We start from the raw sequence: 12,714 nt of genomic DNA, 5'->3' as shown, positions 1-12,714 counted from the left end.
TTCCCTCTTATTTCATATTTTTCACTATGAATAAACTCATAATGCTTTTTAAAATACATATAATCTGCTATAAATAAGTATATATACATATTTCACTTTTTTGTAACATTTCTACTAAATTACTAGGAAGGGACTTACAATACATGCGATTTACGATTTACAAAAAATTAATTCTCGGTTTTTTTATTGTTATTTTAGTTTTAATTGGTACGATAGCTTTAAACTTTAAGCAACTTAATTCAGTAAATGGCACTTATCAAGAGTTACTCGAAGAGCAAACCCAAAAATCTATTAGCATTCAAGAGCTTAGAGTAATTGCAAAACAGGAAATTGTAAGTATGCGTGGATATCTTTTACTTGGAGATAAACAAAATCGTGATGGTAATGAATCCGCTCGTGAAGAATTTAAAGTAAAATCCGAAAGTTTAATGGCAACATTAGATTCAAAAAAATCAATTGAATTATTAGAGGCTGTCAATAAGAGTGAACAAAATGTTCAGCAATTTGCTGATCGTATGTTTTCTTTAAAGGATGCTGGCGAAACAGAAAAATATGAGAAATTGGACAGCACTCAAGGGCGACTTATTCTTAAACAATTCGATGAACGTGTTGAAAATTTAGCTAACTATCAAAGCGAAGCTGTAGAAGCACAAATAGCTGCTACCTCAAAAGATATTGATGCTATTAAATTGAACATGATTTCTCTTGGCGTGTTTGCCGTCATCATTAGTCTGATAATTGCCATGATTATGGGAACTATCATTTCTCGACCTATCAAAGGGATGGCAAAAGCTGCGCAAAAAATTGCTGAAGGTGATTTAACAGCTGAACAAATTCGCATTAAAAATCGCGATGAAGTTGGTGATTTAGCCCTTGCCTTTAATCAAATGGCGCAAAATTTAAAAGGCTTAATTACGAATGTTAGTCAAAATACAGCTCAAGTAAGTGCTTCAGCAGCTGAATTAACTGCAAGTGCAGATCAAACTATCCAAGCTACTGAACAAATTACATCCGCTATGCAGGAAGTCGCTAGTGGCTCTGAGGCACAAGGAAAAAATGCTACAGAAAGCTCACAAGCTATGAAAAATATGACCAACGGCATTCAACAATTAGCATCAACAACTGCTGCTGTTTCTGAACTTGCCATTGAAACAAATACGGAAGCAAACAAGGGCAATGAGTCGCTACATCGCGTCATTACGCAAATGGATACGATTAATACGGCTGTTTTGGAATCTGCCAACGTTGTCAAAAACTTAGGCAATCATTCTGTTGAGATTGGTAACATTATTAGTATTATTACGGACATCGCTGAGCAAACCAATTTACTAGCTTTGAACGCTGCTATTGAAGCAGCTCGAGCAGGTGATCATGGTCGAGGCTTTGCCGTCGTTGCTGACGAAGTGAAAAAATTAGCTGAGCAATCTAAAAAATCAGCTGAACAAATAGCAGGGTTAATTTCTGAAATTCAACAGGAGACAAACCGCGCTGTTACAGTGATGGATACAGGTACACAAGAAGTTCAAGTCGGGATGAAAGTTGTGAAAGTAGCTGAGGAAGGTTTTTCAAAAATTGTTGACCTTATTGAGCAAGTATCGAAACAAATACAAGAAGCAACAACTGTTTCAGAAGAAATGTCTTCTAGTGCAGAACAAATTTATGCGTCCTTCGATGAAATTGCGACAATTGCACAAACGTCATCTTCTAACCTTCAAAATGTAGCTTCTGCATCTGAAGAGCAGCTTGCGACAATCGAAGAAGTGGCAGCTTCTGCGGCAACTTTATCGACAATGGCAGAACAATTACAAACACAAGTATCTCGCTTTAAAGTGTAATAGTTAAAATTCAAAATTGTTTGAGTGACTGGTACACCGTAAGCCGCAACCGTCGATGGTTGCGGCTTATTTTGAATTTAAAATTGTTTGAGTGCCTGACACTTTATTATTTCGATCACTGCTGTTTCTTCAGATGACACCTGTACAGTGGCAAGCTGTCCAACTGGATGCTCCCCTATACAAACACTCTCTAATGCTTTTTCAAACATCGCAGCATCATTTGCATCATTGCCAAATGCGATAAACTGATGTTGTAATACCCCTAATTTCGTTAAGCCCGTCCATTTATCAATTCCCCAAGGGCTCATATCTAATATATTTTCAGAGGCATGTTCATATAAAGAAATCGGAAGCTTTTGTAGCTGTGCCAAAATATCTTGATGATATTCACCAGGGAATAAAACTATTTTCACAATGTCTTTTAATTCCTCTAGTACAACCCGCTTTGCAAGCTGTAGTGGATCTAAGTTTTGATAAATTGGATGTGATTCACTACCTGTATAGGCATAATCCCAGTCACCATCTACTAAGTATGCTAATTGATAGGTCTTTATAACTTTTTTGATGGCTTCTACAATTTCTACATCAAATGCTGCGACTTCTTTTATATCACCATTATTAGCTATAAACGCACCATTTCCTCCAACCATCGGAAACGTGTGCATAGACTTTGGCAATACGGGTAGCATATCTCGAATCGGGCGAGCTGAAGCAAAAATCACTTCATGTCCATTCTATAGACAATCCTCTAATGCAGCCGTTATTCCTGTACTTAAAGGCTGACCTTTAAAACAAATCGTACCATCTAAATCAAATACAAATTTCACCTTTCATCCTACTTTCTATGTATAAAATCCCTCTCATTATCTCATAAAAAAATGCCTTTATTTGTTAAATTTACTTTTTAGCATGCCACCTTACTAGCGACCTTTAAAATCACCATTATTAAAACTGAAAACAAATAATTTTTAGAATATTGTTGACATACTGACAATATCAACGTATTATAGCTTTCAACAACACATTGTTAAGCAAAGATTGGAAATAGTAAAAATGCCCGTGTACTTTTAGAGAGCCAGTGGTTGGTGTAAACTGGCAGGCACACATTTTGAACTCATCCATGAGCTACTCCCTGAACCAAAATGAGTCGGCACAACATGCCTGCATGTAAAGCAGTATGTTGGATGACGTCCAAAAAGTAAGGGAAGTCGGTTTCCACCGTTATTGGGATAGACAGTGATAGCTGTCGATAAGGGGGCTTTTTCTTTAAAGAGAAGGTCAATTAGAGTGGTACCGCGAGCAAATAACTCGTCTCTATATTTTTATATAGAGACGGGTTTTTTTTATTTTATTACAACAAAAGGAGTGTTTGAAAATGGGAAGAAAAATTTGGGTGTTTGATACAACTTTACGTGATGGAGAGCAAGTGCCAGGAGCAAAACTGAACTTATACGAAAAAGTAGAGATTGCACAGCAACTCAAAAAATTAGGCGTCGATATTATCGAAGCTGGTTTCCCTGCTTCTTCACAAGGAGACTTTGATGCGGTAAAAGCTGTCGCTCAAAAGGTTGGCAACACAAATGACATTATGATTACTGCTTTAGCACGCGCTGTAAAAGCTGATATTGATTCCGTCTATAACGCAGTAAAATATGCAGAAAATCCAATGATTCATATGGTGCTTGGCACTTCTGATATACATGTTGAAAAGAAATTCAGTAAATCTAAAGATCAAATACTACAAATTGGCGTAGATGCTGTGAAATATGCCAAAACGCTGCTACCACAAGTACAATACTCAACAGAAGATGCTTCACGTTCAGATTTTGAGTATCTATGGAAAACAATAGAGGCTGTTATGAAGGCTGGCGCAACCATGATTAATGTGCCTGACACTGTTGGTTTCGCTGAACCAGAGGAATTTGGGGCTATGATTTATAAGCTGAATGACCGCATGAAAAATGTAAACGATAGTGTTTTATTAAGTGTACATTGTCACAATGACCTTGGTATGGCAACAGCTAATACACTTGCAGCTATTAAAAACGGTGCAGATAAAGTGGAATGTACAATTAACGGCATTGGGGAACGTGCAGGAAATGCAGCACTTGAAGAAGTAGTAATGGCACTCAAAACACGTAGTTCTGTTTACAATGCAGAGACACGCATTAACACAAGAGAAATTATGAACACTTCACGCCTTGTTTCAAGCTTTATGGGCTTGGATGTCCAAGTAAACAAAGCTATTACTGGCGATAATGCATTTGCTCACTCATCTGGCATTCACCAAGATGGTCTACTTAAATCTCGTGATGCCTACGAAATCGTACATCCAGAAGATGTAGGTCTAGATGATATGGAACTTGTCCTAACAGCTCGTTCAGGACGCCATGCTGTAAAAAATGCACTTGAAAAATTAGGCTTTTCTAATCTTTCTACAGAGGAATTCGAAGGCATTTTCGATGGGTTCCTAAAATTAGCTGATGCGAAAAAAGAAGTTTATGACCATGACTTATATGTTATCGTGGAAAGTTATTATGAAAAGCATGACGCAACTCATGCCAATGCTACTCATTATAGCGAGCAATTTTTTGACATTGAAGATTTACAAGTCGTCAGCAACACAAGCTTCCCTTCTGCTAGTGTAAAAATTCGCAAAGGTGACGAAGTATTGAAAGCAAGTGCTGTGGGTTCGGGCCCAATTGATGCATTGTATTCTGCCATCGCTGAAATTGTAAAGATTGATGTAAAGCTAGTAGAGTATAATATTAACAGTGTATCGCGTGGTAAAGAAGCGCTAGGAAAAGTTAAAATCACAATTGAGCATGACGGCGAAAAGTATATTGCAAAAGCTGCAGATACAGATATTTTAAAAGCAAGTGCGCTTGCATATATCAATGCAATTAACAGCATTGTTGTGGCGAACTTAACTCCCGTTATGAGCTAATATACAAAGATAAAAGACCTTAAGAATATTCTTAAGGCCTTTTATTTAGTGTCAGGCACACACACAATTTCGCGGTGTCCCCTAAAAATCAATAGCTGTAATTATGAATGACTGTCATTAACTAGCTTCTCATATTCTTCTTCAATTAGCGCTACATCAAGTCGTTCAAATAGTGGTGTCACCTCGCCAATGCTTTTCGGTAGCTCCACTTGCTCATACCACATTAATTCAGTGATGCCTAACATGTCTCGAATTTTCTTTGTAGAGAACGGTAAAAATGGTTGTAGCACTTGTCCTAAATTTGCAATGATGTAGACACACGTTGCAAGCGTTTGATGACAGGCTGCTATATTGTCCTTCACCTGTAACCATGGTTGCTGCTCATCAAAATAGCGATTGGCTGCACGAATATAAGCAAAGATTTCCTCTAATCCTTGTTTAAAATGTCCCCCTTCAATCGCTACACCGACATCACTAAACAACTGTATCGTCTGTTTTCTTATAGTTCCATCTACATCAACCTGTGGTACTTGACTAGCAAATGACTTTTCTAAAAACTTCAACGTCCGATTAACAAAATTGCCGTAAGCTCCTAGCAATTCTCCATTATGACTATATATAAATTCTCGCCAAGAAAAATCTGTATCACGATTTTCAGGCGCATTTATAGTTAAAAAATAACGAATAGAATCTGCGTCATAGCGGCTTAAAATATATGGCACCCAAACAGCCCAATTTTGACTTGTTGATAATTTTCTTTTTTCCAATGTTAAATATTCATTGGAGACAATATGTGTTGGCAATGCTTTCGCACCCATCCCCATCAATATCGCTGGCCAAATAACTGTATGGAACGGAATATTATCTTTGCCATGCACATAATAGGAGACTGTGTCTTCATTCCATAATTCCTCAAGCGCTATATTATGTTGTTTTGCCCATTCCATGCTTGCTGTTAAATACCCTGCTACGGCTTCAATCCACACATAAATTTTCTTCCCTTCAAAGCCAGGGACAGGCACATCAATGCCGTTTGGCAAATCTCGCGTAACTGCACGGTCTGGAACGCCTTCCACTAAGTAGTGTTCAGTTAAACCTATTGCATTGTCTCGCCAGCGCTTATCCGCCTTTGCCTCAGCTACATAAGTTTCTAGCCTTCCTTGGAATTGACTAAAGGTGAAATAAAAATGCTCTGTTTCTCGAATAACAGGCTCATTGCCACAAATTTTACAACGCTTATCGATTAATTCTAGTGGATCTAAAATTTTCGAACAATTATCGCACTGATCTCCACGTGCCTTTGCCCCGCAATTCGGACAAGTACCTTCCACAAAGCGGTCAGGTAAAAACTGTTTGTCTGTTTCACAATAAGCCTGCTCAATTTTCTTTTTGTATAAATAGTTATTTGCCATCAATTGTAGAAATATTGCCTGAACAGCTTCATGGTGATGCTGAGCATCCGTTCTCGTATATAAATCATAAGTAAATCCTAAATCATGAAAACATTGCGTGAATTCTTGATGATATCGATCTGCAATCGCACTTGTCGTCGTGTTTTCCTGTGCAGCTCGAATCGATATTGGGGTTCCATTACAATCACTACCTGAAACATACAATACGTTGTCACCTTTTTGTCGGTAATATCTAGCCAAAATATCACCTGGTAATAATGCGGCAATATGCCCTAAATGCAATGAGCCATTGGCATAAGGCCACGCTCCTCCTATTACAATTGTCATCCTAAGTTGCTCCCCTCGAATTATTAAATTTCATTCTTTTAAGCTGGCATGAAAATCAATGAGACAGCTGTCAGCGGCTTTTACCTTCATTTAGAGACAAAAAGAATTTTTCTCCTTGTCCACTGTTTTTGAAGATAAAAAAAACGCCCTAATCATGACTGATTAGGACGAGTATACCCGTGTTACCACCTATATTTACAAATAGCTCACACTATTTGCCTCAATCAGTACGTCTTGCATTCATTTAAGAGATACTGCCGCTGTTGTAACGAGTGCCCATCTCGTCGTAATCTACTCACACACACGCTTTCGGTACGAAGCTCAAAGGTCATTTTCAAAAGGGTTCATTTACCTCATTTCCACCAGCAGAGGCTCTCTATTAAATGCTTGTCCAATTTACTTTTCCTTTTCAACGCTTTAATATAGTTTGGCACTATTTTACTCTTTCCCCTTATGAAATGCAATGTAAACCTTTAAATCGGCCTCGCATTAGAGAGAAAAAGTAGTTAGATGCTTTGTAATATCCAGTAGGTTATCTATTACAACATGTGCCTTTTGTAATTCAGTGTCTTGCGCAAAATCAAAGCGAACACCTATGGAAAACAGATGATTATCCAATGCTGCTTGGATATCAGACGCACGATCTCCAACAACAGCGCCAGCTTGAATGGCATTTTGCTCTATTACACTTTTCACCAAATCAGATTTATGACCACTTGGGATAGATTGAATACTATATGTCCCTTCTATATAACGATTCAGCTTATAGGTATCCACAATTGCTTGCAAATACTCCTTCTGTCCATTGCTCGCTATGTATAAATGATAGTCGTTCCCTAACACCGCAAGTGCTTGCTCTGCATTTGGATATAATGCACCTTTTCCATCTATTATTAGCTCAATAAGCTTGTCATGAAATAGCGCATTACTTGCTTCACGCACCTCTAATGTATGCATCGGACATAATGTTTCCCATACAACAGGCAATGAAACACCCATAATTTCACGATATTGTTCAATCGGTGTGTCCCCTTGCCATAAACCCTTTGTACGTAGCACATCGAAAGTTGCTGTCAGTGCAGGCTCCAATATAAGATTCGTTTGAAATAAAGTACCATCCATATCGAAAATAATCGCTTTTTTCATACTATCACTCCCAATTTTTAATCATTGAAAAATTCCATATGTGTTTTTTCGTTTTTATAATACTCTAGGCGATCCTGTAACGTACCTGTATGGAACTCGAACTTATGGCCATCTGGATCTGTAAAATAGATGGACTGTTTATCCCGTACATCTCTTTGTCTGCTCGCTAAAATATTGACATTGTAATACACAAGCTTGTCATAGATTTTCTCAAAATCATCAGCATCGATAGAAAAAGCAATATGTGTATAGGAGTGCTGTATGTCGTTGCGTGGAATATCAGCTTCCTCATTTAAAGCTAGCCACAGCCCATTTAAATCAAAATAAGCAGTGCTTCTCCCTTTCACTAGTAGCTTTGCATCAAAAATATTTTGATAAAATGCAATTGATTGCTCTAAATTCGAAACAGAAAATAAAAAATGGTTAATATTTTGTATCGCCATAGGACAACTCCTTAAATGATTAACTCACTTATTAGATAGCAACTTCGCAACACAATAGCGAAGTTGCCTCTAAAAGCTTTTTAACTATTTTTTCCCCTTCTTCATACCTTTCGCAATTTGCTTCCATTTACGTTGCTCATTTAGCTTTGCTTGTATATTCGTTTTTCGCTCAATAAAGGCAAGCTCTTTTTGCAGCTTAAAATAGCTTTGCAAACGTGATTGTTCGAGTGCTCCATCACTAATAGCTTGTTGCACAGCACAGTGCGGCTCCATATGATGTGTACAATCTCTATAGCGACATGCGGCTGCAAATTCTTCAATATCGCGAAAACTTGAGGATAGACTTTCACTTTGATCCCATAATTGCAACTCACGCATTCCTGGAGTATCAATTAAGCAACCCCCACTTGGCAACACAATTAATTCTCGATGTGTTGTTGTATGGCGCCCTTTCGCATCATCCTCACGAATCCCAGAAACTTTCATCAGCTCTTCTCCACTTAATGCATTCATTAAAGTGGATTTCCCCGCACCAGACGAACCGAGCAGTGCACCTGTCACCCCTTCGGTAAAGAGGGTCTGAATAGCTTCTATGCCTTCACCTGATCGTGCACTAGTTACAAAAATATCCACACCAAAAGCGACAAGCTCAACCTCTCGTACCATGCTCGTAATATCTTCACATAAATCAGCCTTCGTTAGTACAATGACTGGCTTTGCGCCAGAATCCCATGCTGCTACTAAATAGCGCTCTAAACGACGAATATTAAAATCTGCATTTAAGCTCATTACAAGTAGCACAATATCGACATTCGATGCTACAATTTGTTCCTTTATTCCCTGCCCTGCAACTTTACGAGAAAAAACAGACTTTCGGTTAAATAATTTATGAATAATGGCTTTTTCTTCTCCAGCCATCTTCTCGACTAATACCCAATCTCCAACTGCTGGATAGTCTTCTCTTGCTTGCGATGTATACGCAAAATGACCAGCGACTGTAGCTAGCCACTCTCCTTCTTCAGCAAGCACACGGTATGAATGCTTATGCTCCAGTGTAACTCGCGCAGGTACACAATTTGCTAACTTTGATTCCTCTTTAAACGCAGTTAGCTGCTCTTCAAAATATGTTGAAAACCCTAATGTTGTTAAATTCAATTGTTATTCCTCCTAAATGTGTCTATCATCAATTACGCTTCTTTTGCGCAATAAGCATAAAAAAACCTTGCAACTGCAATTCGGCAGTTCCAAGGTTTCACAGGCACGTTTAAGGGAATACACAAATAACCCTTTGTCAAATAGTAGTTAACGCTACAGACAAGGTCAAATTGCATAGTTTAGGCGTGTGAAATTGAACAAACCGAATTGCAGTTCGTTAAAAACGGCTCTATTCATCATGTCACATCACCTACTTCCGATTTAGATGTTACCAATATATCTAAATTTTTCAAAATTGTCAATTATATTTATCGAAGCATGTATGCCCTCCCTATCAGCATACAATGTACAAGACCACTATTTACGAAGGAGATGTTGACTTGTCAAAAATTATTTCTATCAGTACATATCAACCACCTTACACATTGCAACAGGCAAACGCAGAGGCCTTAACGAAGGAGCTATTTTACGAAAAAATCCCGAAGCTAGAGCGTTATTTAAAAGTATTTGATAATGGTGGCATCGAGACTCGTCATTTTTGTGTACCCGCTGAGTGGCATCGCAGCGAGCATACTTTCGAAGAGCGTAACAATCTTTATATAGAGTTAGCAACGCAATATAGCGTTGAAGTCATTCAAGCCTGCTTACAAAATGAAAATTTTTTAGATGCACCTATCTCTCCTGAAGATATTGATGCCATTATTTTTGTAAGTAGCACAGGCATATCTACACCAAGTATAGATGCACGTGTTATGAATCAGCTACCATTCTCAGATAGGTTACATCGCATACCTTTATGGGGGTTAGGCTGTGCGGGCGGAGCTGCTGGTGTCAGTCGTGCTAATGATTATTGCAAAGCGCATCCTCAAGCAAAAGTACTTGTTGTCTGTGTCGAACTTTGTAGCCTAACCTTTCAGCAAAACGATTTTTCAAAAAGTAATTTAATCGGCGCTTCCCTTTTCGCTGATGGTGCAGCCTGCATACTCGTATGTGGAGACGAAGTAGCAATACCAACGAAAAAAGCCATTCCTTCGATAGTTACAACAGGCTCCAAGTGGATGCCAGATTCAGAAAATGTAATGGGCTGGAATATAAAAAACAATGGCCTTCATGTCGTTTTCCAAAAAAGTATTCCAGCCATTATTACGACTTGGCTCGGTCCTTTCATTGAACAGTTTTTACTTGAACAACATCTATACAGTGAACAGCTCGACCACTTTATTGCACATCCTGGCGGAAAAAAAGTATTAAAAGCTTATGAGGACACACTATATCTTTCTGAACAAAAAACCGACATTTCTCGGGAAATATTACGTCAACATGGTAATATGTCTTCTCCTACTGTGTTGTATGTTTTAGAGCAATTTATGTTAAACAAAGGCCAAACCGATGATATTGGGTTGCTTATCGCCCTCGGTCCAGGCTTCTGTGCAGAAGCTGTATTACTTAAATGGAGGGAGTAGTATGCTTTTTTACATTATTTTAATTCTTGTTATTCTACAAAGATTAGCTGAGGTTTTAATAGCAAAACGTCATGAAAAATGGATGCTTGCCAAAGGAGCCTATGAGGTTGGTGCCTCCCATTATTCCTACATGGTTGCTATGCATGTTAGCTTTTTTCTATTTTTTATTGTAGAGGTAGTTTCAAATAAAAATGGTCCATCGTCCTTATTCCCATTATTTTTCTTATTATTTCTTATGGTGCAAGCTTTGCGTATTTGGTGTATCCGTTCACTAGGACCATATTGGAATACGAAAATACTGATTTTGCCTGGCGCAGAAGTTGTACGCAAAGGGCCCTACACATTTATGCGCCACCCAAATTATGCCGTTGTTAGCTTGGAAATTCTTCTTTTACCACTTATGTTTCAAGCTTATTTCACAGCATTTTGCTTTACGCTGTTAAACATTACGATGCTGTCGGTACGGATTCCTGTTGAGGAAAAAGCGTTACGTGATGCGACAAATTATAATCATGTATTTAAAAAGAATCTACCACAAAAATAATGTGGTAGATTCAGCTTGTCTCCTAAAGTAATCTACTTTCCATTCGTGAGTCCAAGGCAAGTGTTGAGTCTTCTCTTTAAAGGCTATATGCAAGTTGATTTTCAATTCGGGTTGCTCGCATTCCGTAAGCGTAATTTAATGCTCACGCTTGTCCTACTGAATTCGGGCCCCCCTATTTCTTTAACTCCACTCCCAATTAAAAGGATCCTCTAGATGCTCCCATGGCTCCGTAAACTCATTCGTTGTCAACAGACATGCATCTAATTCCTTAATAATTGCACTTTTGTCCAGATCGATACCTATAATGACTAGTTGTGTCATACGGTCACCAAATTCCTCATCCCATTCCTCCAAAACCTCTGGGTCTTGTAAAAATACATCCTGTTGCTGTGTTGCTGGTAATGCCGCTACCCAATATGAAACGGGCTCAATTTTCGCAGATGAGCCTGCCTGTGACAGTAGTAATGCAACTTCCTGATGTTTTGCGCTCCAAATAATACCCTTCGCACGAACAATGGATTCTGGCATATTATCACACCACTCCACAAAACGCATTGGATGGAAAGGTATTTTGCGCTTATAAGTGAATGAAGTAATGCCATACTCCTCTGTCTCGGGCGTATGATTTTCATGACCGAGTTCTAATTCTTTTAACCAGCCAGCAGATTCCGATACTCGCTCAAAATCAAAACTCCCTGTACTTAAAATTGCACTTGGCTCAATTACACCATTTATTGTACGAATGAGCTTTGCCTCAGGTTGTAATGCACGCAAAATACGCTCTAAGCGTTCAAGTTCTTCTTCCGTTACGAGGTCACACTTGTTCAATACTAGCACATCACAAAATTCAATCTGGTCAATCAGAAGGTCTGCCACATCTCGCTCATCTAAATGACCAACTGCTTCCTTGCGTTCTAGCAAGCTTTCACCTGATTGAAAATCATGCCAAAAACGGTGTGCATCTACTACAGTCACCATCGTATCGAGCTGACAAAACTGTGTTAAATCTATTCCAAGCTCCTCATCCAAATAACTAAACGTTTGTGCAACTGGTATCGGTTCACTAATTCCCGTCGACTCAATTAATATATAATCAATATTTCCAAGCATCGCTAGGCGTTTAACCTCTTGCAATAAATCCTCACGAAGCGTGCAACATATACAGCCATTAGAGAGCTCTACAAACTTTTCCTCTGTTCGGGAAATACCACTACCACTTGCAATCAGTTCTGCATCAATATTAATTTCACTCATATCATTGACAATAACTGCCACACGCATATTTTTTTCATTTTGAAGAACATGATTCATCATCGTTGTTTTACCAGAACCTAAATAACCACTTAAAACTGTCACTGGAATTTTCTTTGTCATTTTTTAATCTCCTTAAATCGTAATAATTACTATTTACAATTTGTATTTTAACCATAGAGAAGCTGAAA

The 12,714-nt window shown here is 38.4% G+C and carries 10 protein-coding genes and 2 other annotated features; of the genes, 4 read left to right on the top strand and 6 right to left on the bottom strand.

The window, feature by feature from the left end; genetic code table 11:
- Positions 1–143 precede the first annotated feature (143 nt).
- Positions 144–1,835 carry a methyl-accepting chemotaxis protein gene (locus tag ACIQ1H_RS18295; protein WP_402890738.1) on the top strand — a complete coding sequence of 564 codons (1,692 nt, stop codon included), beginning with the start codon at positions 144–146 and terminating at the stop codon, positions 1,833–1,835.
- A 77-nt stretch (positions 1,836–1,912) separates the two neighbouring features.
- Here ACIQ1H_RS18295 and ACIQ1H_RS18290 read toward each other — a convergent pair whose 3' ends face one another.
- Positions 1,913–2,557 (bottom strand): HAD hydrolase family protein, encoded by a 645-nt coding sequence (locus tag ACIQ1H_RS18290; RefSeq protein WP_402890735.1) that lies wholly within the window; start codon positions 2,555–2,557, stop codon positions 1,913–1,915.
- Positions 2,558–2,860: 303 nt separating this feature from the next.
- Positions 2,861–3,154 (top strand) — a binding site (T-box leader).
- A gap of 56 nt (positions 3,155–3,210) precedes the next feature.
- Here ACIQ1H_RS18290 and ACIQ1H_RS18285 point away from each other — a divergent pair.
- Complete coding sequence (locus tag ACIQ1H_RS18285) at positions 3,211–4,782, top strand: 2-isopropylmalate synthase (protein WP_402890732.1); 1,572 nt, start codon at positions 3,211–3,213, stop codon at positions 4,780–4,782.
- Between the two features lie 101 nt (positions 4,783–4,883).
- Here ACIQ1H_RS18285 and metG read toward each other — a convergent pair whose 3' ends face one another.
- From metG to rsgA, 4 genes are all read right to left on the bottom strand, one after another.
- Positions 4,884–6,521, bottom strand: coding sequence for a methionine--tRNA ligase (gene metG, locus ACIQ1H_RS18280; RefSeq protein ID WP_402890729.1), 1,638 nt, complete (start codon positions 6,519–6,521; stop codon positions 4,884–4,886).
- Positions 6,522–6,681: 160 nt separating this feature from the next.
- Positions 6,682–6,943, bottom strand: a binding site (T-box leader).
- A gap of 67 nt (positions 6,944–7,010) precedes the next feature.
- Positions 7,011–7,667, bottom strand: a complete 657-nt coding sequence (locus tag ACIQ1H_RS18275) for an HAD family hydrolase (RefSeq protein WP_402890727.1) — start codon at positions 7,665–7,667, stop codon at positions 7,011–7,013.
- A gap of 17 nt (positions 7,668–7,684) precedes the next feature.
- Positions 7,685–8,110, bottom strand: coding sequence for a FosM family fosfomycin resistance protein (gene fosM, locus ACIQ1H_RS18270; protein ID WP_402890724.1), 426 nt, complete (start codon positions 8,108–8,110; stop codon positions 7,685–7,687).
- An 84-nt stretch (positions 8,111–8,194) separates the two neighbouring features.
- Positions 8,195–9,265 (bottom strand): ribosome small subunit-dependent GTPase A, encoded by a 1,071-nt coding sequence (gene rsgA, locus ACIQ1H_RS18265; protein WP_402890722.1) that lies wholly within the window; start codon positions 9,263–9,265, stop codon positions 8,195–8,197.
- A 380-nt stretch (positions 9,266–9,645) separates the two neighbouring features.
- On the opposite strand from rsgA, the gene ACIQ1H_RS18260 reads away from it, so the two are divergent.
- Complete coding sequence (locus ACIQ1H_RS18260) at positions 9,646–10,728, top strand: type III polyketide synthase (RefSeq protein ID WP_402890719.1); 1,083 nt, start codon at positions 9,646–9,648, stop codon at positions 10,726–10,728.
- Between the two features lies 1 nt (position 10,729).
- Complete coding sequence (locus tag ACIQ1H_RS18255; RefSeq protein ID WP_402890716.1) at positions 10,730–11,272, top strand: isoprenylcysteine carboxyl methyltransferase family protein; 543 nt, start codon at positions 10,730–10,732, stop codon at positions 11,270–11,272.
- 180 nt (positions 11,273–11,452) lie between these two features.
- Here ACIQ1H_RS18255 and ACIQ1H_RS18250 read toward each other — a convergent pair whose 3' ends face one another.
- Positions 11,453–12,646 carry a GTP-binding protein gene (locus tag ACIQ1H_RS18250; RefSeq protein ID WP_402890713.1) on the bottom strand — a complete coding sequence of 398 codons (1,194 nt, stop codon included), beginning with the start codon at positions 12,644–12,646 and terminating at the stop codon, positions 11,453–11,455.
- Positions 12,647–12,714: the final 68 nt, after the last annotated feature.

This window comes from Lysinibacillus sp. NPDC097279 (genome assembly GCF_044761745.1).
Lineage (GTDB): Bacteria > Bacillota > Bacilli > Bacillales_A > Planococcaceae > Lysinibacillus.
This window is presented reverse-complemented; position numbering and strand designations above follow the sequence as displayed.

Bases quoted from the DNA above. Each gene is read 5' to 3' on its own strand.
- ACIQ1H_RS18295 (WP_402890738.1), top strand. From the start codon at position 144: ATGCGATTTACGATTTACAAAAAATTAATTCTCGGTTTTTTTATTGTT.
- ACIQ1H_RS18285 (WP_402890732.1), top strand. From the start codon at position 3,211: ATGGGAAGAAAAATTTGGGTGTTTGATACAACTTTACGTGATGGAGAG.
- metG (WP_402890729.1), bottom strand. From the start codon at position 6,521: ATGACAATTGTAATAGGAGGAGCGTGGCCTTATGCCAATGGCTCATTG.
- ACIQ1H_RS18275 (WP_402890727.1), bottom strand. From the start codon at position 7,667: ATGAAAAAAGCGATTATTTTCGATATGGATGGTACTTTATTTCAAACG.
- fosM (WP_402890724.1), bottom strand. From the start codon at position 8,110: ATGGCGATACAAAATATTAACCATTTTTTATTTTCTGTTTCGAATTTA.
- ACIQ1H_RS18255 (WP_402890716.1), top strand. From the start codon at position 10,730: ATGCTTTTTTACATTATTTTAATTCTTGTTATTCTACAAAGATTAGCT.
- ACIQ1H_RS18250 (WP_402890713.1), bottom strand. From the start codon at position 12,646: ATGACAAAGAAAATTCCAGTGACAGTTTTAAGTGGTTATTTAGGTTCT.